Annotated in this window: 26 protein-coding genes; 1 reads left to right on the top strand and 25 read right to left on the bottom strand. The window is 54.0% G+C overall.

Annotation, left to right across the window (positions count from 1 at the left end; translation table 11 throughout):
- Window positions 1-2 precede the first annotated feature (2 nt).
- The 4 genes from PT964_RS11465 to PT964_RS11450 are packed head-to-tail and all read right to left on the bottom strand — an operon-like array spanning window position 3 to window position 1,137.
- Entirely contained in the window at window positions 3-311 is a 309-nt protein-coding gene (locus PT964_RS11465; protein WP_274363483.1) for a hypothetical protein, read from the bottom strand.
- Window positions 304-630, bottom strand: coding sequence for a spore germination protein GerPC (gene gerPC / locus PT964_RS11460; RefSeq protein ID WP_274363482.1), 327 nt, complete (start codon window positions 628-630; stop codon window positions 304-306). The genes PT964_RS11465 and gerPC overlap by 8 nt, the downstream gene beginning before the upstream one ends.
- Before the next feature lie 38 nt (window positions 631-668).
- Window positions 669-911: a hypothetical protein gene (locus PT964_RS11455; protein ID WP_274363481.1), complete on the bottom strand. Its 243-nt coding sequence runs from the start codon at window positions 909-911 to the stop codon at window positions 669-671.
- Window positions 912-921: 10 nt separating this feature from the next.
- A complete protein-coding gene (locus tag PT964_RS11450) occupies window positions 922-1,137 on the bottom strand; it encodes a spore germination protein (RefSeq protein ID WP_274363480.1) in 216 nt (71 codons plus the stop codon).
- 173 nt (window positions 1,138-1,310) lie between these two features.
- On the opposite strand from PT964_RS11450, the gene PT964_RS11445 reads away from it, so the two are divergent.
- Window positions 1,311-1,430, top strand: coding sequence for a YjcZ family sporulation protein (locus PT964_RS11445; protein ID WP_274363479.1), 120 nt, complete (start codon window positions 1,311-1,313; stop codon window positions 1,428-1,430).
- Between the two features lie 356 nt (window positions 1,431-1,786).
- Here the strand turns inward: PT964_RS11445 and PT964_RS11435 are convergent, their stop codons facing one another.
- The 21 genes from PT964_RS11435 to mqnC form a co-directional block, all read right to left on the bottom strand.
- Complete coding sequence (locus PT964_RS11435) at window positions 1,787-2,104, bottom strand: hypothetical protein (RefSeq protein ID WP_274363477.1); 318 nt, start codon at window positions 2,102-2,104, stop codon at window positions 1,787-1,789.
- A gap of 136 nt (window positions 2,105-2,240) precedes the next feature.
- Window positions 2,241-3,515, bottom strand: a complete 1,275-nt coding sequence (locus tag PT964_RS11430) for a methyl-accepting chemotaxis protein (protein ID WP_274363476.1) — start codon at window positions 3,513-3,515, stop codon at window positions 2,241-2,243.
- A 148-nt stretch (window positions 3,516-3,663) separates the two neighbouring features.
- Window positions 3,664-4,587 (bottom strand): nucleoside hydrolase, encoded by a 924-nt coding sequence (locus PT964_RS11425; RefSeq protein WP_274363475.1) that lies wholly within the window; start codon window positions 4,585-4,587, stop codon window positions 3,664-3,666.
- Window positions 4,588-4,717: 130 nt separating this feature from the next.
- A complete protein-coding gene (locus PT964_RS11420; RefSeq protein ID WP_274363474.1) occupies window positions 4,718-5,260 on the bottom strand; it encodes a hypothetical protein in 543 nt (180 codons plus the stop codon).
- 33 nt (window positions 5,261-5,293) lie between these two features.
- Window positions 5,294-5,464 carry a hypothetical protein gene (locus tag PT964_RS11415; RefSeq protein ID WP_274363473.1) on the bottom strand — a complete coding sequence of 57 codons (171 nt, stop codon included), beginning with the start codon at window positions 5,462-5,464 and terminating at the stop codon, window positions 5,294-5,296.
- A gap of 120 nt (window positions 5,465-5,584) precedes the next feature.
- Window positions 5,585-5,974, bottom strand: coding sequence for a YmaF family protein (locus tag PT964_RS11410; protein ID WP_274363472.1), 390 nt, complete (start codon window positions 5,972-5,974; stop codon window positions 5,585-5,587).
- Window positions 5,975-6,241: 267 nt separating this feature from the next.
- Entirely contained in the window at window positions 6,242-6,706 is a 465-nt protein-coding gene (locus tag PT964_RS11405; RefSeq protein ID WP_274363471.1) for a tRNA (cytidine(34)-2'-O)-methyltransferase, read from the bottom strand.
- Window positions 6,707-6,725: 19 nt separating this feature from the next.
- The gene (serC, locus tag PT964_RS11400) at window positions 6,726-7,814 is read right to left on the bottom strand and encodes a 3-phosphoserine/phosphohydroxythreonine transaminase (RefSeq protein WP_274363470.1); all 1,089 of its coding nucleotides are present in this window, start codon (window positions 7,812-7,814) and stop codon (window positions 6,726-6,728) included.
- A 62-nt stretch (window positions 7,815-7,876) separates the two neighbouring features.
- The gene (locus PT964_RS11395) at window positions 7,877-8,722 is read right to left on the bottom strand and encodes a pyruvate, water dikinase regulatory protein (protein WP_274363469.1); all 846 of its coding nucleotides are present in this window, start codon (window positions 8,720-8,722) and stop codon (window positions 7,877-7,879) included.
- A gap of 154 nt (window positions 8,723-8,876) precedes the next feature.
- On the bottom strand, window positions 8,877-10,301 hold the full coding sequence (gene glnA, locus PT964_RS11390; protein ID WP_274363468.1) for a type I glutamate--ammonia ligase: 1,425 nt from the start codon (window positions 10,299-10,301) through the stop codon (window positions 8,877-8,879).
- A gap of 787 nt (window positions 10,302-11,088) precedes the next feature.
- Window positions 11,089-12,138, bottom strand: a complete 1,050-nt coding sequence (gene aroF / locus PT964_RS11385) for a 3-deoxy-7-phosphoheptulonate synthase (protein WP_274363467.1) — start codon at window positions 12,136-12,138, stop codon at window positions 11,089-11,091.
- A 213-nt stretch (window positions 12,139-12,351) separates the two neighbouring features.
- Window positions 12,352-13,296, bottom strand: a complete 945-nt coding sequence (locus PT964_RS11380; protein WP_274363552.1) for a 4-hydroxy-3-methylbut-2-enyl diphosphate reductase — start codon at window positions 13,294-13,296, stop codon at window positions 12,352-12,354.
- A gap of 53 nt (window positions 13,297-13,349) precedes the next feature.
- Window positions 13,350-14,810, bottom strand: coding sequence for a sensor histidine kinase (locus PT964_RS11375; protein ID WP_274363466.1), 1,461 nt, complete (start codon window positions 14,808-14,810; stop codon window positions 13,350-13,352).
- Window positions 14,807-15,508 (bottom strand): response regulator transcription factor, encoded by a 702-nt coding sequence (locus tag PT964_RS11370; RefSeq protein WP_274363465.1) that lies wholly within the window; start codon window positions 15,506-15,508, stop codon window positions 14,807-14,809. Before PT964_RS11370 ends, PT964_RS11375 begins: the two co-directional genes overlap by 4 nt.
- Window positions 15,509-15,624: 116 nt before the next feature.
- On the bottom strand, window positions 15,625-17,139 hold the full coding sequence (locus PT964_RS11365) for a S1C family serine protease (RefSeq protein WP_274363464.1): 1,515 nt from the start codon (window positions 17,137-17,139) through the stop codon (window positions 15,625-15,627).
- A 943-nt stretch (window positions 17,140-18,082) separates the two neighbouring features.
- On the bottom strand, window positions 18,083-18,493 hold the full coding sequence (locus tag PT964_RS11360) for a YugN family protein (protein ID WP_274363463.1): 411 nt from the start codon (window positions 18,491-18,493) through the stop codon (window positions 18,083-18,085).
- Window positions 18,494-18,620: 127 nt separating this feature from the next.
- Complete coding sequence (locus PT964_RS11355) at window positions 18,621-18,791, bottom strand: hypothetical protein (RefSeq protein ID WP_274363462.1); 171 nt, start codon at window positions 18,789-18,791, stop codon at window positions 18,621-18,623.
- Window positions 18,792-18,824: 33 nt separating this feature from the next.
- Complete coding sequence (locus tag PT964_RS11350) at window positions 18,825-19,373, bottom strand: 3D domain-containing protein (RefSeq protein WP_425262705.1); 549 nt, start codon at window positions 19,371-19,373, stop codon at window positions 18,825-18,827.
- Between the two features lie 318 nt (window positions 19,374-19,691).
- The gene (gene thrS, locus PT964_RS11345) at window positions 19,692-21,632 is read right to left on the bottom strand and encodes a threonine--tRNA ligase (protein ID WP_274363461.1); all 1,941 of its coding nucleotides are present in this window, start codon (window positions 21,630-21,632) and stop codon (window positions 19,692-19,694) included.
- Between the two features lie 379 nt (window positions 21,633-22,011).
- Entirely contained in the window at window positions 22,012-22,911 is a 900-nt protein-coding gene (gene ytxC, locus PT964_RS11340; RefSeq protein WP_274363460.1) for a putative sporulation protein YtxC, read from the bottom strand.
- Between the two features lie 141 nt (window positions 22,912-23,052).
- Window positions 23,053-24,189 (bottom strand): cyclic dehypoxanthinyl futalosine synthase, encoded by a 1,137-nt coding sequence (gene mqnC, locus PT964_RS11335; RefSeq protein ID WP_274363459.1) that lies wholly within the window; start codon window positions 24,187-24,189, stop codon window positions 23,053-23,055.
- Between the last annotated feature and the right edge of the window lie 19 nt (window positions 24,190-24,208).

Genomic DNA, 24,208 nt, shown 5'->3' with positions numbered 1-24,208 from the left:
TTTTAATCCGTCATAAAAAACCGATGCGAAAACAGATTCATTTCCTGCGTTTCATCCCTTGCCAGCACCTGATTTTCGGGATACGGGGACGGTACAAGCCCCGCCTTATTGAAAGCCGTCTTACAACCGCATTTCGGGCAAAAGGCCGCGTTCGGACCGCAAACGTTGTTGCACGGTTCATTCAGCAGCCCCCCCTCGTCCATACACCGGTTTACGACCGGAGCCCCGCAAGCTACGCAATATTGATCTTTTTTGTCGGGTTCATAACCGCATCGGAGGCACGGATTTCCCTTCTCGTTAGCGTCAGCCAAGCTGACCATCTCCTTCTTGAGTGTGCTGCAGGTTTTCGAGCGTCACTTCGCCGCCGGAGGAGTCTCCCTCGCCTTGATGAAGCCATTGCTGCAGCTGCTCCGGGTCGGACAATGCCGTCAATCCGATATTCAGCGTTCCCGACAAATCTCTGACCGCAAGCTCTTGCACTTTGTAGTTGATCGCCTCGATATTGACCGGCTTGATCTTCTGAAGCGCCTCTTTCAGATCTTTGACTTCTTTCTCGGCGAGCAAGGCGCGGTCTTCCAGCTGCCTCACACGATGCTCCAGCATTTGCAAATAGGCATGGTAATTGTACATGGCGAGTTTTTCACACTCCTTATTCGGCGGAAATATTATTATGAGGCTGCCGGGGGCGCGGCCGGTACGGGCGGCACCGGAGAAGGTTCCGGCGCTTCCGGCAGCTCGAGCTGCTGCGACGGCACCTTCTCCGGTATATGCTTCACTCCGTCGCCAACCATTTCCCCTGTGCCATACTGAGCCACATTGCTCTCATTTCTGCACAAGATGACTTTCCCGATATTTAGAGAACCAATCGTACCGATCGTGTTTACCTTGATCATTCCGATATTGATATTCATGGCGCACCTTCTACACTTGACTATTGGGCTGATCGGCAAAATCAGGATCGTTCACTTTGCTTAGCTCCGCATTCATTCCTAAGCTGCCGTCACCGATGACCGAGAAACCGCCGACGCTCTTTTGGTTCGCCGTATGGCCCTTTTGAATCGTATTTCCGAAATTTATGGAACCGTTATTGGCGACATAAGTAATCTTTATGTTAAAGATGTTGTTCACCGTAGGCATTTAACCATTCCTCCAGTCCTTTCATCATATGGCGCTTATGATTAAATCGTTACTTGCCTGCAAAGGGTATGCCGGGTGTTTGCCCGCTTTTTTGATTTATGGTGTATCCGTCCAATCCGCAGGGCATCGGGTGAATATAATGACTCACAGGATAAGGGAAAGGAGGAACGCAGATGGGATTTGCAGGCGGCTTCGGTACGGGTTGCTTCGGAGGCGGGCTCTTTGCTAGTACAGGTGTCATTCTAGTGCTGTTTATCCTTCTTGTCATTATCTCTATGACATTTGTAATTTAATGCGGAGGTTCGTATTTCATCTCGAATAATACGGTGAGAGGGGGCGTTTCCATGTCCTGTGTAGGAGGTTTCGGAGGTTTCGGCGGTTTCGGTGCTAGCACAGCATTTATTCTCGTATTGTATATCCTGCTTGTCATCATTACTCGTTCGTTCTTCATCTAAGAACGTCCGGCTTATGCCGGCCAAGTAAATAAGCCGGCGGGTAAACCGATGTTTACCTGCCGGCTTTTTTTCTTGTTATGGCGCCAAGAAAACCGCCTGCGTATAGTTCCGGTCTCCAATGCAGTCGTATTTCTCTTGAAAAAACCGGCAGATGCTCGGGAGCACCTCCGGTTTTTTCGATCCGTGCATGTACATTAAATAAAGAAGAACGGAGTAAGGAACAGCAGCGACAAAAGCGCCCACGGAAGGAAGAAAGCTCCGAATCCGAAGCCAGGGAAACCGAAGAACTTTGTTTTCGCTTTTTCATTGAGAGCTTTCAGCTGCTTCTTCGCTTTCCCGGGTTGCGTGGAAAGCACGGTTGCGCCAGGATAAGCCGCATTAAACTGCAATCCATCCGGCGTTACACCCGCGAGTGTTCCGACGACTGGCGTTCCATCCACAAGAACGGCGCAAACCTGCCGGCCGATATAAGGCGTACAAGTGGCAGCGTTGATCGGACTAATAAGCTGCAAGGCTTTACCTCCTCTCCCTTTACGTCCATTTATTCTACTCAGAACGGCATCCGTCCGATATGGTCAACCGACCCGTATAGGAAGAAAAAAAAGCAAGCCGATTAGGGATCGGCCTGCTTAAAGTAAATATGCGACTTTATTCGAGAATGAATTTGCCCATCTTCCCTTGCAATCGCTCCCCGTACACTTTTAATTCTTCCGTGGAAGCCGCAATTTCCTCCATCACAGCGAATTGCTCCTTAACCGCATCGGCTGCCTGCCTGGCCCCTTCGCCGATCCGTACCGCCGCTTCGGCAACGAGCTTCGTCTCGCCGAGCGCAGCCTCTACATCCGCAGCCTGCGCCTGTGTGCCTTCATATATAATGCCAACTGCGGCGGCCGATTCGCCCACCGCTCTCTCCATATCCTTGAGTGCCTCCGTTGCCTGTTCGCCTCTGACGGCCTCCGCTTCAGCCGCCGCAGCATCCAACTCGATCCGCGTCACCGCATCGACTACGCCTCTCTGCATTCGGCCGATCAATTCGTCGATATGCGCGGCAGCTTCCGACGTTTGCTCCGACAGCTTCCGCACCTCGGCGGCTACAACCCCGAAGGCTTGCCCGTGCTCGCCCGCGTGAGCCGCCTCAATCGTCGCATTCAATGCGAGAAGCTGCGTTTGGCTGGAAATTTGCTGTACAAGCAATGAAATGTTTCCGATCTCGGCCGCCTCCTCCTGCAGCCGATTCATATCCTGAATCGAACCTCTGGTCGATTCGATCATTTGGGATAAGCCGGTGACCAGCGCTTGAATGGCTGCGCCGGTTTCCCGCGCCGCATTCCGGAGCCGTTCCGCCGAGAGCTTCGCTTGTCCGGCGTGCTGCTCTACGGAATTAGCCGACTGTACTACCTGCTCCACGGAAATTAGCGTCGAGCGCGTCGATTCGGATTGCCGCTCGGCGCCGATTGATATTTGCTCCGTAACGTTGCGGATCGTCTCCGCCCCTCGGGCGGCGTGCTGAGTCGCCGTACTCAAGGAAGACGCTTGCCGCGACGACATGGCCACACTTTCCGATACGTCGCGAATCGTTTCCCGCAAATTGTGCAGCATCGTCCCGACCGATTCGGTGAGCATTCCGATTTCGTCTTTACTCGAATATGCCGGAATTTCAATGCGAAGGTCACCTTGCGCGGCCGTATTCAAAGCTTCGGTCAGTTTGCGGAGCGGATTCGCGAGCGCTCTTGCGGCCAACCATCCGAGAAAGCCGGTCCAGAACACGCCCAGTGCCAGCACACCGCTTATGTATATCCCGTCGGGCATCGACGGAGCCAAGTACGGCTTCAGAACAAAAATAAAAAAGGCGCTCGTGCCGTAAGTTACAGCCGAAACGCAAGATATGCCGAGAACCATCTTTCGAACAATCGTCCAAGACATGATAATCGAGTTCCCCTCCTGCAGGCTACATAATCATATGTCACCATTATAAAGGAGGAAAGTTTTCTCAGCCAGTAAAATTTGTCACACGATCCCGAATGATCGGGAAGACGGTCGATTTTTGCGCTTCATTCGTACGCCGCCACCGTCATTGAGCGCTTGCGACTTTCCGGAACAAATCCCGGAACACGCTGTCCCGCTGAATAAACTGCACGCAGCGGATGAAGTGCCTGTGCGGGTTGAAGCTCCACCGCAGATCGTCCGACAAATGCGGACTGTGCACCAGCGAGCTCGGGCACCAAGCCGGATTGTTCAGCCACGCGATTACGGAAATATCCCAGATGACCCGGGAATAGGCATAGTGGTCGGAAGCGCACCCCTTGTAAGTTTCGTATAAGTAATCGCCGATCGGGCTTTTCCCTTTCACATGCTCGGCCAGCTCCGACAGCGTCGTGGTCAAATGCGTGGCGACCCCCATGCACGTCACGATGACCAGCGGCACGCCGCAATCGAGCACGAGACGGGACGCGTGAATATCCTGCTGCAAATTAAACTCGCGCGTGTCCGGCCAGTGCATGGCGTTGCCGCCAAGCCAGACGACAACGATGCGCTCCGCAATCCGCGGTTCGAGCAGCAGCGCCGATGCGACGTTGGTGATCGCTCCGATCGCCACGACATACAGCGGATCCGACGGATCGCTCGCCATGGCGCGGCTCACTAAATCGCGGGCCGCTTCGCTCTCGACCGGCCGGTCCGCGCCCGGCAAGTAAGCGGCGGAGCCGCGGTACGCCGGAATGTCTTCCCGTCCGAGAATGCTTCGGATTTTCAATATTTCCTGATAGCTCTTCTCCATTCCGTCCGCCGGTCCGCTCGACAGCTCGTTGAAGAACGGAGCCGCGTACAACGCTTCGACCTCCATCGCCTCCGGAGATTTCAGCGCATAGACGACGGCGAATTGGTCGTCGATTTCATTGAACGTGTCGGTGTCGAGCACCATCCGGATTTTGCGGCCGGGGTGAGCGAGCCGCTGTACACGCAGCTCCTCGGATATCGCCGGAAACGCAGTCGCCATAGTTAACCAACCTCCTTGAATTACGGTAGTTTCAACATTTCCTAACCATTTCGATAGTTTATATATAATATCCTTTTCCTCTTATATACTTCCTGCGGCAAACCGAGAGATCATTGACGACATGCCTTCTTTATTGGCCCCAATATTCCGCATCTCCCGTTTCATATATAACGTCTCCGTTCCGATTCGTTGCGCGGATCGTAACCGGCAGGTTCAAGCCGTCCTCCATCAACGAATACCAAATCGTAAGGTTTCCTTCGGAAATGATGCGCGCCGCTTTATTCCTCTCGCTGATCAAAATAATTTGCGATACGTTCGGATCTTGAACGATCCCAAACAGCAAATGAATATTACGCTCGCTGTGCTCAATCCCATACCAGTCCAAGGCTTTTCCCGTATGTATCGGATGTCTCCCGAGTAAATCGGCGACTTTGAATCGGCCGTATCTCTCTTCCAGCAGGCCTGCCCCCAGTTCTCCTCTTTCCGTCTTGAAGAACGCTATGGACCATTGCCGATCGACATGAACGTGCAGCAATTGTTGATAATGGGGATTTGCTAAACGCAACGCACTTTCGATTCGATCATACAAAGATTTGGCAGGCTGAAACCACCAAAGCATCAGGATGAATAAAACCGGGATTACGATCATCAAAGCGTTTTTGATATATATCATTTTCTCCCTAATGCGCACGAACAATAGATCACCTCAGCTTCCGTCTTTTCGTTCCATTTTCCGCGAAATCTCTTTCATTACTTTGTGAATATTGTTCAATGCCAGCAATATAAAACCTAACATTACATACGTAACGACTTCCCCGGTAAAAAAAGAAACGACGCCCAATAGTACCGCCCATAATACATAGAGAATGTTGGACAAAACGATCACCCCCGGCCGCGTGAATGTACTCCAATTTTACCATATGCTGGTTTATGCTGGATCCATAAAATAGGGGGCAGCGATTTTATCCGTCAGCTCCGCCGCACCCCCTATTTTCGCTCATCGTCCGCTTTCGTTCCCGGTATGCCCCCGGTAATGATGCGTGTGGGGCGTACGGCCGTTAACGGTTGTAACCCCTTCGAAGTAATGAATATGGCCGCCTCCCGCAAGCGGCACCGACGGCCCGGTTACGCCCCGGATGACGTGAGTGTGCCCGTGATTGAAGCTCGTTTCCACATAATAGCCGTGAGTGTGCTGTACGCCTGTAGGTGCAGGCTCCGTCGTTCCCGCGTATTGATGCACATGTCCGTCGTCGAACGAAGTCGTACCGGCGAAAGGATGCACATGCACCTGCCTTCCGTTCCAGGAAGTAATGTATAACCGGTGCGAATGCTCTCCGTCTCCGTTGTCCGAATGCACGACGAAGCCTTTGACCGGAATATTTTTCATAGGCTGTAACGCCTCCTTAGCATTGATGTTACAGCTATATGTATGACTCACTTTTTTCGTAATGGACAATCGCCCTTGGTTCCCGTTACGGAAAAGCCGGAGCTTTCTAACGGACAACGATGCAGTTATTGCCTAGAAAAAGTACGCATCAGCGCCAAAAGTCGGAGTTTAGCGTCTGTGGCGTGAGTTAGTTATCCGTTGGCGCATCGTTAAAAAAAGCCGCAATGCATGCATCACGCATACATCGCGGCTCTTGATTCTAGATAGTTACCTTAACCCGGGAAACGACGTTTGCCGAAGCGCTTCGAACAACACGATGGCAACCGAATTGGACAAGTTTAACGAACGAATGTTGTCGTTGATCGGAATCCGGATCAGCGTGTCCGGGTATCGGCTCAAAATCGACTGCGATAAGCCGGCCGTCTCTTTGCCGAACACAAACACGTCCCCGTCCCGATATTCGAAATCGGCATACGACTTCTTAGCTTTCGTCGTAGCCAGGAAAAACCGTCCGCCTTCGCACTCGGCAACCGCTTCATCGAAGGAGTCGTGCACATGAAGCTTTACGGACGGCCAGTAGTCCAGCCCCGCCCGCTTCAGCTCGCGGTCCTCGATCGAGAAGCCGAGCGGCTTCACCAGATGAAGATGCGTATCGGTTCCGGCGCACGTTCTGGATATGTTGCCCGTATTGGCGGGTATTTCAGGTTCGACAAGCATAATATGAAATGCCATTCTCTTAGGAACACCTCTTTTACATATGGCGCAGGCGGAAATCCGTCATGAACTCGGCGAGCGCTTTGCATGATTCGTAAGGTACTGCGTTGTAGGTGGACGCTCTGCAGCCGCCGACGCTGCGGTGTCCTTTCAGACCGACAAATCCTGCCGCCTCCGCTTCCTTCAGGAACGTCTTCTCCAACGCTTCGTCGTTCAGGCGGAACGTAATGTTCATTCGGGAGCGGAATGGCTTGTCGGCATGTCCTACATATAAACCCGCGCTGTCATCGATCGCTTTATAGATTAAATCCGTCTTTTCGATATTTTTGCGCTCCATCGCGGCGAGTCCGCCGTTATCGCGAATCCAGCGCAGCACCAAATTCATGATATAAACCGAAAAGGAAGGCGGCGTATTGTACAAAGAGTTGCTTTGCGCATGAGTGTCATAGCGAAGCATGGTCGCCAGGTGCTTCGGCGACTCGGATACGAGTTCTTCCCTGGCGATCACGACGGTCACGCCGGAAGGTCCGAGATTTTTTTGGGCGCCGGCGTATATGAGAGCGAATTTCGACGCGTCGACCGGACGGCTCAATATATCGCTGGACATGTCGGCGATCAGCGGCACATTGCCCGTTTCGGGGAACCGCTGGAACTGGACGCCTTCGATCGTTTCATTCGAAGTGACGTGCAAATACGCCGCATTGTCCGGCGTCGCGAATCCCGAAATATCCGGCACCCTCCGGTATCCCGACTCTTTCGACGAGCCGGCCGCGAACGTATCGCCGAACAGCTGAGCTTCCTTGTAAGCTTTCGTCGCCCACGCCCCCGTCAGCACGTAACCCGCCGATTTGCCCGCTCCGAGCAGGTTCATCGGGATCATGGCAAACTGCGTGCTCGCGCCGCCTTGAAGGAACAAAACCTTATAGCCGTCGGGCAAACCGAGCAGCTCCTTGAACAAGCTTTGCGTCTCGTTGTTCAAGTCTTCAAACTGCTTGCTCCGGTGTGACATTTCCATAACGGACATGCCCGTACCTTTGTAATCCGTCATTTCCTCCGCCGCGGTTTGCAGCACTTCAATCGGAAGCGCCGCCGGTCCGGCGTTAAAGTTGTACGCTCGTTTCGCCACACTCTCCACACTCCTATTTATCTGAATATTACCCGTAATGATACAGCGAGTTTCCACGGCTTTCAAGAGAAATATCCCATAATGATGCCCGCCGTCTCTTCGATCGCTTTATCGGAAACGTCGATCACCCGGCATCGAAGCTTCTTCATTATTTCTTGTCCGTATTTCAGCTCCTGCTCGATTCGCTCCATGGTCGCATATTTCGCCCCCGGCGGCAATCCTACCGCCTTCAGCCGCTCGGTGCGGATTTTATGAATCGCCTCCGCATTCATAACAAGTCCGAAGATGCGGCTTGTCTCGAGCTTCTCGAACTCGGTCGGCAGCCCGACCTCCGGAATGAGCGGCCAATTGGCGACTTTGTAGCCTTTATGCGCCAAAAACATGCTTAGCGGCGTTTTGGACGTTCGCGAGACGCCGATCAGCACGACTTGAGCTTGCAGCAAGCCTGACGGGTCGCGGCCGTCGTCATACCTGACGGAAAACTCCACCGCTTCCACCCGGCGAAAATAATCGTCGTCCATTTCGTGGAGCAGACCCGGCTTGCGCTTCGGCGCGTCATGGAACGTATCGGTGAACGCCTGAAGCATGGGGCCCATAATGTCGACCGCCTTTACACCGAGCCTTGCGGCTTCATCCTTCATCGCTTCTCTTAGCTTCGGCTGGACCAGCGTATAGGCGATAAAGCTCCCGTGCTCCTTCGCTTCATTGACGACTTTGCGAACCTCCGACACCTGCTTCACGTGTCCGATCCGTTTAATACGTATCGATTTCCCTTCGAATTGGCGGATCGTAGCGCGGGCAACCGCCTCGGCCGTTTCGCCGACGGAGTCCGAGCAGATGTACAGCACCTGGTCGTTGCATTCCGGCGTCGAAGCGTTAGGTCCGGTTATACGAAAGTCTGAAGACATCTTTTTACCCCTTTGCTTATCTTGCCTTATTACCACTGTAACGCCCTCCTTCCCCCTTTTCAAGATTGTTGCCGTTATAGCTTTCGAATAATCGGCTTTTAAAGAAGAATAACCGTCCGGGAACAGTCCCGGACGGTCTTTTTAAGATTGCGTTTTACAAGTCGTAGTACAGGTTGTACTCGTACGGATGAATGCGGATGTTTACCGATTTCGCTTCGGCGCGCTTCATTTCCACGTAGTTTTCGATGAATTCCTTCGTAAATACGCTGCCTTGGGTAAGGAATTCGTAGTCCGCTTCGAGTGCGTCGAGCGACTCTTCCATGGAGCCCGGTACGCTGCGGATATCTTTCTTCTCCTCGTCGGACAGCTCGTAGATGTTCTTGTCCATCGGACCGTAGCCGAGCTTGCGGGGATCGATCTTGTTCTTGATGCCGTCCAAACCCGCCATCAGCATAGCCGCGAATGCAAGATACGGATTCGCAGTGGAGTCCGGCGTACGGAACTCGATGCGCGCGCCTTTAGGCGTTACCGCTGCGACCGGGATCCGAACCGCCGCGGAACGGTTGCCCTTGGAGAAGGCGAGGTTAACCGGAGCTTCATAGCCCGGAACCAAACGCTTGAACGAGTTCGTGCTCGGGTTCGTAAAGGCGATCAGCGCCGGAGCGTGGTGCAGAATGCCGCCGATGTAGTACATTGCAAGCTCGCTCATGTTTGCGTATGCGCCTTTTTCCCAGAACAGCGGAGTGTCGCCGTCGAAGATCGATTGGTGCACGTGCATTCCGCTGCCGTTGTCTCCGAAGAGCGGCTTCGGCATGAACGTTGCCGTCTTTCCGTATTTACGAGCCGTGTTATGAACGATGTATTTGTATTTCATCAGGTTGTCTGCCGTTTTCGTAAGCGTATCGAAACGGAAGTTGATTTCGCCTTGGCCCGCCGTTGCCACTTCGTGGTGATGACGGTCGATGCGAAGGCCCGCTTCCATCAGCAAATTGCACATTTCGCTGCGGATATCTTGCTGGGTATCGACCGGTTGTACCGGAACATAGCCGCCCTTGACAGGCACCTTGAAGCCAAGGTTGCCGCCGTCTTCCTTGCGGCCGCTATTCCATGCGGCTTCTACCGAATCTACTTCGAAGTAAGATTTATTCATGCCGGATTCAAAGCGAACGTCGTCAAAGATAAAGAACTCCGATTCAGGACCGAAATAAGCGGCCGTACCGATACCGGTGGATTGCAAATACTCTTCGGCTTTCTGAGCGATGCCGCGCGGATCGCGGTCGTAACGCTCCCCATCCGGTGTAAAGATATCGCACATTACGATCAACGTCGGATGAGCGGTAAACGGATCGATGTAAGCTGTCTCAGGCACCGGGATCATAACCATATCGGAGTTTTCAATGCCGCGGAAGCCAGGGATCGAGGAACCGTCGAACGCAACGCCGTTAACGAAAGTTTCCGCGTCAACTTCTACTGCAGGCAATGAGATGTGCTGCTGTCTTCCGGACAACCCGATGAACCGGAAATCGATCCACTCGATATTTTTTTCCTTGATAAGGTTTAGCAAATTTTGCACAGACATGCTTATACCCTCCCCAAATCCGAACGTTCCTTTTTATATTGGTACGAATCGTTCAGTAAATTAATTATCCTTGTGGTTTATTATATACGCGTCCTTTTCGATTCGTCAACACTTATGTAAGGTATTTTTAAATTTCGTGTTAGGTATTGTGACACGGTGTGGTGGGGTTTGGTAATTGTAAACCGGGGAGGAAATGAATGTATGAAGAATGGGCGACTTATCACCAAAAACTCTGATCTCTTTTGTCCATGCGGACGCCATCAGTACTGTCGATGCTTTCGGCGTTTCCGATACTGCCGACGCTGCCGGTATCCCCGGAACTGCCGATATCTCAGGTACTACCGGTATCGCCGGTGCTGCCGGTACGTCGGTTACCACTGCTTCGGGAACTGACGCGAATCGCTTTGGCGCTAACGGAACCGGATGTCCGCTAATTTTGTCGAAACCGGCTAAAAGGGCTCATTAGCGGACCCGAATGTCCGTTAATTCGCTTGAATCGCCGGTCATTGGCGGTTTTCGGGCGATTAGCGGACAACTTGTTCCGTTAATTCGCAGCTTTTAGGGGTTAGGCGGTTTTTAGCGGACATTTCGTTCCGTTAACTTCGGCGGCGTAAACCGGATAACGGTGACGCTCCGGCGTTAGCACCAAAAGTTGGTACTAACCCTGCCACTTCCCCGCCGCTCGACTGAGTTAGCACCAAAGTTTGGTACTAAGGTTACGCCCCGTGCCGTGTCAACACATAAAAGCCTGCCGCGCCAGGCACGACAGGCCACACTATCTTTCAATTTACTTCTGAGCGTATACCGGCTGCTTCGGAGTCGAGAACGTGCGTCCGACGAGCGGCGCCATCTTCTCCAAGTCCCGCAGCAGGTTGTCGAACTGATCCGGGAACAACGATTGAACACCGTCTCCCGTCATGGAATTGTCCGGATCCGTATGCATCTCGACAATCAAACCGTCCGCGCCGGCTGCTACGGAAGCCTTGGACATCGTTTCCACCAGCTCGCGGCGTCCCGTGCCGTGGCTCGGGTCGGAGATGACCGGCAAGTGGCTCAATTGATGCATGACCGGGATCGCCGTCAAATCCAGCGTGTTGCGCGTGTACGATTCGAAGGTGCGGATGCCGCGCTCGCAAAGCATGACGTTCGGATTGCCGCCGGCCAAAATATACTCCGCCGCGTTCAGCCACTCATCGTAAGTGGCGCTGAAGCCGCGCTTTAGCAGGACAGCCTTATCCAGCGTGCCGAGCTTGCGCAGCAGATCGAAGTTCTGCATGTTGCGCGTGCCGACCTGGAGAATATCCGCGTATTGCGCGCATACGTCCGCATACTCCGGAGTCATAACTTCCGTAATCGTAAGCAGGCCGTACTTTTCTCCCGCTTCGGCCATCCACTCGAGTCCTTCCACCCCGACGCCTTGGAAGCTGTATGGACCGGTACGGGGCTTGAACGCGCCGCCGCGAAGCACTTGCGCTCCGGCCGCTTTCACGCGCGCGGCGATCTCCATAATTTGCTCCCGCGATTCGACCGCGCACGGACCGCCCATAATGACAAGCTCGTCTCCGCCGATCTTTACGCCTTTAATTTCAATAACCGTATTATCCGGATGAAAATCGCGGCTCGCAAGCTTATACGACTTCGATATTCTAATAACGTTCTCTACGCCCTTCATCTGGCGCAATTGCTCCGCGAGCGTAGGCTCGAATTTCCCGATAATTCCGACGACCGTACGGTCCGTCCCCTTGGACACGTGCGCCTGCAGCCCCCGCTTCTCGATATGCTGCACGATTTCTTGAATTCGCTCATCCCCTGCTTTGTTGGACAAAATCGCGATCATGCTCTCCACTCCCCGTTGCTGATTCCTTTTTAGACACTTTTATACTTCGACACTTCGACACTTCGACGCTTATACGCTTTTAAGCACTAAAGTAACTATAAGCGATGAAACGAGAACCCGTCAAGGAAAAAATGTTCGAGCGAGCGCAATCATGCCGAAAATCCCTTACGCAAAATATACGCAAGGGATCTCGCAAAGGGTACAACAGTTCAATTATCTTTCCTTCACCATCGGCAGCAGCTTATTCGGATTTACCGTCCGGCGAATTTCCCAGGTGGACCGGTCGTTCGGATCGAACGCTTCCAAATACGCGATGACTTCCTTCGTAATCGGCGTAGGCGTCGACGCTCCGGAGGTAACGGCCACCTTGCGGAGCGGAAGCAGCCATTCTGTTTGAATTTCCGTTACATCGGCCACGCGGTACGCCTTCACGCCCGCGATCTCTTCCGACACTTGAGCGAGACGGTTGGAGTTGTTGCTTCGCGGATCGCCGACCACAACGACCAAATCGGCCTGCGACGCCTGCTCGGCTACCGCCTCCTGCCGTACCTGGGTCGCCAGGCAAATCTCGTTGTGAATCTCTGCATGAGGATACTTGTCGACGACGCGCTTCATAATATGGCGAATATCCCACTGGCTCATCGTCGTCTGGTTTGTTACGAGCACCCGGCAATCCTGCGGCACGGCGAGGCTCTCGATATCCTCCTCGCGCTCGATCAAATGAACCTTACCCGGCGCAACGCCCATCGCACCTTCCGGTTCGGGATGGTTTTTCTTGCCGATATAGATCACTTCGTAGCCTTCCGCCGTCTTCCTCCGGATCAGATCGTGCGTCTTCGTCACATCCGGGCATGTCGCGTCCACGATCGTGAGCCCTTTCTCCGCGGCCCGGCTGCGCACCTCCTCCGAGACGCCGTGCGCGGTAAATATGACCGTACCCTTGTCCACCTGCTCCAATATTTCCAGCCGGTTCGGCCCGTCGAGCGTAATGACGCCTTCCTTCTCGAACGCCTCCGTCACATGCGCATTGTGGACGATCATGCCCAAAATATATATCGGCCGCGGCAAATCGAGGTTTCGCGCCGTCTGCAGCGCCAGCACCATCGCATCCACCACGCCGTAGCAATACCCTCGGGGAGATATTTTCACGACTTCCATCGTTCGTTCCCTTCCTTTCTTCAGTTGCCGAAAAAACAGTACACGCATCACCATTATACCACCGGAAGCCAAATGATGAACGATGTGCCTTCCTCTTTTCGTGTCAATACTTCGACGGAACCGCTATGCTGATCGATGATCCAGCGGGCAATGGACAGTCCGAGCCCCGTGCCGCTTGTGACGCCCCGCGACGGGTCTGCGCGGTAAAACCGGTCGAAGATGCGGGGCACATCCTCTTTGTCCATGCCGATGCCGGTATCGCGAATCCGGATACCTACTCTGTCCGGTGCCGGAGACGGCAAAGCGCTCAGCTCAACCTCCCCGCTCGGCGTATATTTAAATGCATTCTCTATGAAAATGAACAGCAGCTGCCGCAAATAATCGGGATCGCCCATTACCCGCACGCCGGCAAGCGGAGACAGGTCGCCCGTCATCCATTCCGCGCTTCTGGGCAAATGCTGCGCCTTCCGCGCCACATCCTCCACGAGCGGAAGCAGCTCCACCGGCTCCATCCGCATTTTGTTCCCCGCATCCGCGCGCGCCAGCATAAGAAGATCGTTCACCAGACGGCTCATGCGCTCGGCCTCGCCGGCGATGTCCCGCAGCGCTTCCAGCACAATCTCGTATTGATCGTCGGAAATGCCGGTCACGGGCGAAGTTTTTTCTTGGTGCAGCGTCGTCCACATTTTTTGAAGCAGCTCTACGTTCCCTCTTATCGTGGTCAGCGGCGTGCGGAGCTCGTGCGAAGCGTCGGAAACGAACCGTTTCTGCGCCGATACCGCTTCCTCCAGCTCGCCGTAGGCGGACTGGATGCGCCCCAGCATGCCGTTGATTTTCACCGTCAGCATGCCGATTTCGTCCATCGGGCCCGCGTAGGTGATCCTGTTGTCCAAATCCGGGCCCGCCTCGATCTTGTCGGTCTGGCCGATTACCTGCTCGATCGGGCGAAGCGCCTTGCGGGCGAGCAGCCACCCGAGCGTCGCCGCGACAACGACGGAAGCGAGGCTTGCCAGCGTCAGCACGGTCCGAATATTCGCGAGCGTCTTCTCTAAATCGTTGATCGTAGTCGCGACCTGCAGTACGCCGACAAATTGATTCTGGAAAAGAATCGGTTTGCTATAAGTGAGAAGGCTGTACGGCTTTACGTAGCTTTCCCGGAATACCGCCTGTTTCAATTCGCCGCCTTTGGTTATTTCCTCGGGCACAGGCAAATTCCCGCGAATATTTTTTCTGCGAATGTTCCCATCTCTGTCCACAATTTGCAGGAAATACCCCGAATACCCGAATTCGTTCAATTCAGGGAGCTCCAGCACGTATTGCGGCCCTTCAAAAAAGTCCCAACCGTACCGAACTCCCATTTCGTTGTATACCTTCTGCGCCAGAGCGCGCATGTCGTTCTTTTCGCTGGAGTACAGCACGTAGGACACGAATAAATAAATGGCGATGCAAAGACCGACGACGGTAACGGCCAGGACGGCGGAATACCATAGCGTAAGTCTTAAACGGATGGTCATCCCCGATCACCCTTCAGCACGTAGCCCGCCCCGCGAACCGTCTGAATGAGCCGCGGCTCGCCGCCCTCTTCCAGCTTCTGACGCAGCATCGCGACATAAACCTCGAGCACGTTCGATTCGCCGCTGTAGTCGATCCCCCATATTTTGTCCATCAAAATGTCCCTGGAAAGCACCCTGCGAGGATTGGACATAAACATGTGCAGCAAATCGAATTCCTTTACCGTCAGCTCCATCGCCCGCTCGCCCCTGAACGCCTCCCGCGTATCGAGATCGAGCGCCAAATCCTCGAATTGCAGACGGTTTTTCGCGGACGCGCCGTCCGAATCGTCTCTGACGCTGCGGCGCAGCAGCGCCCTGACCCGTGCGAGCAGCTCCTCCAGAGCGAACGGCTTCACGAGATAATCGTCCGCGCCGGCATCGAGCCCGCGCACGCGGTCGCCGACTTCGTCCTTCGCCGTCAGCATGAGCACGGGCATCTTCAGCCCGCCTTCCCGCAGCCTGCGGCAAACCTCCCAGCCGTCGAGCACCGGCATCATAATATCCAAAATGATCAAATCCGGATCGTGCTCCGCGGCAGCCTGCAGCCCTTCTTGGCCGTTACGGGCCGTAACGACCCGATACCCTTCGAACGCAAGGCCTCGGCGAAGCATCGAAGTAATCTTCTCATCGTCGTCGATCACCAATATCATTTCGCGCATGCTGCTTCCCTCCTGACTCCTGCCCTGTATGCCGCCTTTTCCATATTGTAACTCCCACAGGGGGGCGTCGGCAAAAAAAGCGGGACCCTGCGGCCCCGCTGAGCGGTTTTTTTTTCTTATTGCTGCGGCTGATCGTTTTTGTCGCCGACGGTTACGTTCACCGTCATCTCTTTGCCGTTGCGGACGATGACGAGCGAAATTTTTTCGCCCGGCTTTTTCTTGGCGATCAAGTCGGAGAACTGACTCGAATCTTTCACTTCGGCACCGTCCAATTGACGGATGACATCATACTTTTGCAGGCCGCCTTTGTAAGCAGGAGACCCGAACAGAACGTCTTGAATGAACGCACCTTTGCTGTCTTTTAGACCTAAATCGTCCAAATATTTTTCAGGTACGTCGGACATGCTGATGCCGATGAATGGACGCGGAATTTGTTTGTTTTCTTTGAGCGCTTTAAGCACATCGTTGATCGTGCTTGTCGGAATCGCAAAGCCGATGCCTTGCGCTTCCGCGTTCACCGCCGTGTTAATGCCGATGACTTCGCCGTTCAGGTTCAGCAGCGGACCGCCCGAGTTGCCCGGGTTGATCGATGCGTCGGTTTGCAGAAGCGCCTGGTATTTACGCGTCCCTTGAGAGTCGGGGATGCTGATTTGGCGTTCCTTCGCCGACAACACGCCGACAGTGACCGTATGCTCGAATTCGTACGGATTGCCGATCGCCACGACCCAGTCGCCGACTTGAATGTTGTCTGAGCTTCCAAGCGGCAGCGTCGGAAAATCGTGTTTGCCTTCGATCTTGAGCACGGCAAGGTCGAGATCGTAAGCCGTGCCGAGCACCTTCGCTTTGTACGGCTCCTTCTCGCCTTCGACAACGACTTGGACTTCCTCCGCGCCGTCGACGACATGCTCGTTCGTCAGGATATAGCCCTCTTTATCGAAGAAAAATCCGGAGCCCGCACCCGTTTGGACACGCTTGGTCGTCGGCTGGCCGCCCCCCGAATTGTTGTCCTGCCCGCTGCCCGGATCCCCGAAAAATTGACTGAAGAACGGGTCGTCGAAGAACGGGGACAACGACCTTGCGCTCCGCTGCGTCTGGGTTGCGAACGTCTCGATCTTTACGACCGCGGGCGATGTTTTCTTAACCATGTCCGCAATCGAGGTCGGTCTTTGGATATCGAGTGCAGCCGTTGAAATGCCGCTTCCGCCGTTTCCGCCGCTCGCGGCCGTTTCCGCGGTTCCCGCAGAGCCCGCCGCCGAGCCGCTGGCAAGCACGTCGCCGCCGGAGAACAAATTATAATGGTCGCTCGCGAACATCAAGCTGCCGACAACCACGGCTCCGGCAAGGAACGATGCGAATACGCTTTTGAAAGACGATTTCCGCGGAGCCTCGGGGATGAACGGCATGCTCGTTCTCGCTTGAGCTTGAGGCTGCTGCGGCGGCGGTGCTTGCAGCTGCGATTGCGATGTCTGGAACGTATACGGATATCCCCCGAACTCTTTCGTCGGCGAAGCAATGTCCGCCTCCGCTTCGGCGGCCGCCTCTTCCTCGTGCTTACGCTCCTGTTCCGGCTCGCTCGGCAGCTTCCCATATGAAAAATAATGATATTCATTAGACTTATTTTGGTCGCTCATTGTAACTTCCTCCTTGTTTAAGGCTTCCTTCCTTACTTGCACTCTTGTGCCTCGCTTGATACCTATTTTGGACTAGAAAGCTTAAATCAACCTTAAACGAGGGTAAAAGCGAAATAAAAAAATACGAAGACAAAGTTATAGAATCGACCGCGCTATGTCGGGGGCTTAAGGCTAAGGGGGCCGAGCTCCTTTTGACCGCTATTCCCTTCGCTCAGCATAGTGCTTTCCGAGGCAGTGCCGCGGTACACTCGGGATGGTTTCTGAGGCGACGGGATAGCGGTAAAAAGGCGGCGGGAAAGGAGCTGTTGCTGGGAAAAGGGACAAGGTCATTTCTGATTCAAGGGGATAGCGATCATAAGTGAGGGTGAATCGATATGATGCGGTGCGGTAGTTTCTGATTCGAGGGGATAGCGGTCATAAGAGGAGGGTGAATCGATATGATGCGGTGCGGGAGTTTCTGAGTCGAGGGGATAGCGGTCATAAGAGGAGGGTGTATCGATATGATGCGGTGCGGGAGTTTCTGAGTCGAGGGGATAGCGGTCATAAGAGGAGGGTGTATCGATATGATGCGGTGCGGGAGTTTCTGAGTCGAGGGGATAGCGGTCATAAGAGGAGGGTGAATCGATATGATGCGGTGCTGTATGTTTCTGATTCGAGGGGATAGCGGTCATAAGAGGAGGGTGAATCGATATGATGCGGTGCGGTAGTTTCAGATTCGAGGGGATAGCGGTCATAAGAGGAGGGTGTATCGATATGATGCGGTGCGGTAGTTTCAGATTCGAGGGGATAGCGGTCATAAGAGGAGGGTGAATCGATATGATGCGGTGCGGTAGTTTCTGATTTGAGGGGATAGCGGTCATAAATAAGGAGTTGTATGGCAAAAGTCGGTTCAAAATCTGCGGTGCGCGCAACACATTTTGAACACACTTTTGCCATAACGGACTTACAACTGCAGCTCGAGCTCCCGCACGATCTCCTCCGCTTTCTTTACGTACTGCTCGTCCACAGGACCGTTAGGATCGGCAGGCGATTGGAACTGGTTCACCATCCCGCTAAATACCCCGGTCTCGGCGCTGCGATCGTCTCCCGTATTGTACTGATGGTTCAGCACAACCGGGGTACCGAGCGTAAGCCGCGTGCGCTCGTCCGAAGCGCTAGGGTCGAAATTCCCGTTCGGCACGTCGAAAGGAATGCGCAGCCAAACCGTTTGCTTCTCTCCGTCCAATGCGCGGTCAAAGCATCCCTTCGAATACTCCCAATTTCCGCCGAGTGTAAAATTGTTTCGCTCAAGAAGCTCCTGAAGCGTTTTATAATCCGTTTCAATCCCGGACAGCTTCGATTCCAACTGGATCATTTCCGAACTTAGCCTCCCGAATGCAGATGATTTGAATGATAGTAGGTTGCGACACAACCTCGGTCATTATGTACACATAACGAAGAAAAAGAAAGAGGGACACCGCTTAGGCGTCCCCCGTTGTGTATTATTGTTTGTTCATGCCTTGTTGAGCACCCGCTTGACCCGCTTTTCTCGCGTTGCGGTTTGCTACGGCCTCTTCAGCAAACTCTGCATTGTATTGTTGTTGTTGTTGGTTTTGGGCAGCGCCGTTAGCACCTGCTGTAACGTTCGCTGCGCGATTGTTCCGTTTCGCCACTGGTATCACCTCCACAGGAGGTATTATGTCCAGTTAGACGGAAACCTTGCGGAGATCGTTTGCCAAAATGAGGCTGTTCAGCGCATCCAAATCTTTTTCCGTCAGCTTCCCGGTGCCCTTGCGGATCACCTTCACCTTAACGTTCTTTTTCCCCCATTGGGAGTATACCAGCTTCTTTGTCTCAAAATACAGGTCGATTTTTTTTCCTTTGATGGCCGAACCCGTATCCGCAACGACGCCGTAGCCGTAGCCCGGTATATGCAAAATCGTCCCGATCGGAAATACGTTCTTGTCGGCGGCGATCGTCGAGAATAAGCCCCGGCGAACCTTTACGCCCGAATATGTTATGCCGTAACCCGGATCCTTCGGAGTTTTACCCGTCGACTCGAAGCCTGCGTAATAACCGGTCGCCGTCACTTCAACGGTATCGAAATCCTTAACGCTTTCGTGATGAAACACCGGAGTCAGCTTGGCGACTTCCATCCACTGCTTCTCGGATGTAAGCGTCGTCCGCAGCCGATCGACGAGCGCGACCTTGCCGCCGCTCTCCGAGAAGACGCCGGCCGCATCAAGCGGTTCCACGGGGACTATCCCATGCATGTCGAAGGACGGAACAGGCTTTACTTTGTCGACTTGGTGCTTAACGGGCTTGAGCTGATCGGCCAGCTCGACGTGAGCCCCTAGTATTTTCCCGTTCTCTATCGGACCGAGCATCGTAAACAATAGAGTAAACGTAAGCCCCATTCCGACCCATCGGCGTTTCATAGCAATTAACATCATTTGGTTACCTCCCCCTATACCAGAGAGGTTCTCCACGTAACTTCGTTTCTATACATGGATGACCTATTTCATGGAAAAAGGGGAGACCAAAACGTTCGGTTTTATGCGGTTAACGCTAGTTTAATAGACCTTCCCGCCTACTTCTTCGCGGATCATGGCAATGGCTTCGTCGATCGGCTTCGCCCCGATATCGCCCTCGCCGCGAATCCGGACGGACACGGTGCCGCCTTGGCGCTCGTTCTCGCCGACGACGAACATGTACGGAATCCGTTCAAGCTGCGCTTCGCGGATTTTATAACCGAGCTTCTCGTTTCGGTTGTCCGCCTCCGCGCGGATACGGGCGGCGGCCAGCTTGTCCCGCACCTCGTTCGCGTAATCGCTGAATTTATCGGAAACCGGAATGACGACCGCTTGAACCGGCGCAAGCCAAGTCGGCAGCGCACCCGCGAAATTCTCCAGCAGGAACGCCGTCATCCGTTCCATCGTGGAAATAATGCCGCGGTGGATAACGACCGGGCGATGCTTCTGTCCGTCCTCGCCGACGTATTCCAGCTCAAAGCGCTGCGGCAGCAGGAAGTCAAGCTGTGCCGTGGACAGCGTCTCTTCCTTCTTGAGCGCCGTCTTGATTTGAACGTCCAGCTTCGGACCGTAGAACGCCGCTTCGCCTTCCGCCTCGAAATAAGGCAATCCGAGCTCCTCCACGACTTCCTTCAGCATGCGCTGGGACATTTCCCACATTTGATCGTCTTGGAAGTATTTCTCCGTATTTTTCGGATCGCGGTACGACAGGCGGAAACGGTAATCCTTAATGCCGAAGTCTTCGTATACTTGACGGATCAGGTTGACGACGCGGGCAAACTCTTCCTTAATTTGATCCGGACGGCAAAAAATATGCGCGTCGTTCAGCGTCATGGCCCGAACGCGGTGCAAGCCGGTGAGCGCTCCGGACATTTCGTAGCGGTGCATCGTGCCAAGCTCCGCGATCCGCAGCGGCAGGTCGCGGTAGCTGCGCATGTCGCTCTTGTACACCATCATGTGGTGAGGGCAGTTCATCGGGCGAAGCACGAGCTCTTCGTTGTCCATGACCATCTTCGGGAACATGTCCTCATGGTAATGATCCCAGTGGCCGGACGTCTTGTATAGCTCGACGTTGGCGAGCACCGGCGTATACACGTGGCTGTAACCGAGACGCTCCTCCAAATCGACGATGTAGCGCTCCATAATCCGGCGAAGCTTCGCGCCGCGCGGCAGCCACAGCGGCAACCCTTGGCCGACCTCGCGCGAGAATGCGAACATCTTCAGCTCGCGGCCCAGCTTCCGGTGGTCGCGCTTTTTCGCTTCTTCGAGCAGCTCCAGATGCTCGTCAAGCTGCGCTTTCTTCGCGAACGCGGTGCCGTAAATGCGCTGCAGCATCTTGTTCTTCGCGTCGCCGCGCCAGTACGCGCCCGCCACGCTCAACAGCTTAAACGCTTTAATGCGGCCGGTCGAAGGAACGTGCGGACCGCGGCACAGGTCGAAAAATTCACCCTGATCGTAAATCGAAATCGGTTCGTTGCCCGGAATATCGTTGATCAGCTCGAGCTTGAGCGGGTCGCCGAGCTCTTCGAAAATACGCTTCGCTTCCTCGCGGCTAACTTCTCTTCTGCTCACCGGAAGGTTTTCGCCGACGATGCGCTCCATTTCCTTCTCGATCTTGCCGAGGTCCTCGACGGAAATCGGGGTCTCCAGGTCGATATCGTAAAAGAACCCGTCCTCGATAACCGGACCTACTCCGAGGCGGACCTTGTCCGCGCCGTAAATGCGTTTGATCGCTTGGGCCATCAAATGCGCCGTGCTGTGCCGCAGCACCTCCAAACCGGCTTCGGAATCGACCGTATGAATTTCAAGCGCTGCGTCTTCATGGATCGGGAAGCTAAGGTCTACGGGCTTGCCGTTCACCTTCCCGGCCAGCGCGTTTTTTCTCAGTCCCGGGCTGATTGCGCCGGCAATGTCTTCCACCGTGGAGCCGGCCGGATATTCTCGAACCGCTCCGTCCGGCAGCGTAATTTTTACCTTCGACATGCTACTCATCCTTTCGGTTTTTTTGGCAAACAAAAAAAGCACCCATCCCAAAATAGGGACGAATGCTTCTCATTCGCGGTTCCACCCTAGTTCACTCGGCTAAAGTCATGCACAGCGCCGAATGCTCTCGTTCATGCCGTCCTGTAACGGGAACGTCCCGGCACCGATTACTTACGCGAACTTGCCGTGTTCATCCGTGCGGCTCTCAAAGCGGTAAACCCATATTCGCAGTCCGAAGGAAATTTCAGCCGATGTTTCCTCTCTCTGTCGCGGTGCGGCATATGCGCTGTTGTCTTTGGTCGCAGCCTTTTGATCAAATAAAGATTGTCATACATCATACCACAGCCGTCACCGTATTTCAATAACGCTAAGAAGCGGTCTACCTCTTGCTTTCTTCAAGCAGCGGGACGCAGACGTGGCAGTCGGTGCAAACGTCGACGCGGCCCTCGAATATCGTCAAGATCGTCTTAATGACCTGAAGCTCCGGCGCTTTGGTGTGAATGAGCAGCTTCCCGGGAGAAACCGTAATGAGCGTGCTGACAATGACGTCTTCGTAATTAATATCCTTATCGATCAGCTCGACGACGAACTGATCCATTTGCTTCGTATCGATCGGTTTCATCTGTTCGTTCAGGAGCGTAAATTCATGATTCCCTTTATGAACCAGATGGGCAACCGGAATTTTCGCTTCTTGGATGTACACGAAATATTTCAAAAGGGCGATAAATTCTTGATACTGCCGCTCCATCATCCACTCGTCGACAGCATAGGAAACGGTATCGCGCAATTCTTCTACATAAGGCCCCGCCCGAAACCGGAGAAAGCCTTCAAAATGCAAATATTTTTCATCCCTCAAGTAAGCTTCGATCAATGACGCAAGCTTGGTCTGACGCTGCGGGCAGCCGTCCTTCGTTCCCCATTCCTCCACGTCCATCGTCAGAAGCTGCTTGCAATGCACGGCAACCGATGCGATATCTTCATTCGCTGCCGAGTTCATTTCTTTGTGAATCAGGCGCGCCATTACCTGCTCTTCGTAGGCGGTCATCATATAGCTGGCAAGCACGCTTGCGACGCTCTTGCGAAGCGCGGGCAAAGCTTCATCGGAGCGCTGGCTTGCGGCAACGTCGCATACGATCCCGGTGCCGCCGGATAACGGAACCGGACGAAGCTCGAAATCGTCGGAAAAGCCGAGCTCGCTGCGCAGCGCGTTCGCCAGCTCTTCCATCATTTGCTTCGTATTAAGCCGGGCGGGGTTGACAAGCAGTGTGAAAAGCTCCACGTTCTCCCCTCCTTTCATTTCTAAAAGTATATGGTCGCCAAGGAGGGGATATACAAACAAAAGACTGGAAGAATGGGGGAAATCTACAAAAAAGCTTCGTGCAAACACCAAGGTTTGCCGAAGCTTCTTACGGTCCGTTTATTAATTTTGCATGATAAAGTCCTTGTCCACTTGCGCGTTGGCATCGTCGAACATCCGCAAAATTTCGTATTTCGTATTCCGCTGCGCGGGAATTTTCCCCGCTTCGCGAATGAGCTTCAAAATAAGCTCGATATTGACCTTGTGCGTCGTTCCTGCGGCGGAGACGACGTTCTCCTCGATCATCGTGCTCCCGAAATCGTTGCAGCCGAAGCTGAGCGATTTTTTCCCGACCTCCGGTCCCATCGTCACCCAAGACGACTGGAAGTTCGGGATGTTGTCCAGCATGAGACGGGCAATGGCCAGCGTCTTTAAGTATTCGTCCGGTCCGAGCTTCTCGGCCTTCAAATTCGTGTTGTCCGGCTGGAACGTCCATACAATGAAGGCGAGGAACCCTTTGGACGGGTAACCGTTCTGTATGCATTCGTCCTGCGCATCGCGGATGCGAAGCAGATGCAGCACGCGCTCCTCCATCGATTCGCCGAAGCCGATAACCATGGTGGCCGTCGTGTTCATGCCTTGCTTATGCGCCGCCGTCATGACGTCCATCCAGTCCCGCCAGGACCCTTTGAGGCGCGATATTTTGCGGCGGGTACGGTCGTCCAAAATTTCGGCGCCGCCGCCCGGCAGCGAGTCCAGTCCCGCTTCGTTGATCTGCTTCAGCACTTCCTCAAGAGGCAAACCGGATATGTCTGTCATCTTCCGAATTTCGGCCGGCGAGAAGGAATGCATCGTAATGTTCGGAAAGCGTTGCTTAATGCCGCGGAGCAAATCCGTATAATAAGAGAACGGCAAGTTCGGGTTCGTCCCGCCCTGCATCAAAATTTCCGTTCCGTCTACGTCGATCGTTTCCTGAATTTTTTGGTATATCGTTTCGTTGGGCAGCACATAGCCCTCATTCGAGCCGGGAGCCCTGTAGAAGGCGCAAAATCTGCAATACACATCGCAAATATTCGTATAGTTTATGTTTCTGCCAATGACGAAGGTCGTAACCGGCTCGGGATGGAATTTCCGCATGATCCGGTCGGCCGCCGCGCCCATCTTTTCTATTTCATCAGAAGCGAATAAAGCGAGTCCGTCCTCCATCGTCAACCGTTCGCCGCGAAGCGCTTTGTCCAATATCGCATCGATCGCTGTCAAAAGCTTCCCCTCCATGCCT

This window comes from Paenibacillus thermotolerans (assembly GCF_028745515.1).
GTDB classification, from domain to species: domain Bacteria; phylum Bacillota; class Bacilli; order Paenibacillales; family YIM-B00363; genus Paenibacillus_AE; species Paenibacillus_AE thermotolerans.
This window is presented reverse-complemented; position numbering and strand designations above follow the sequence as displayed.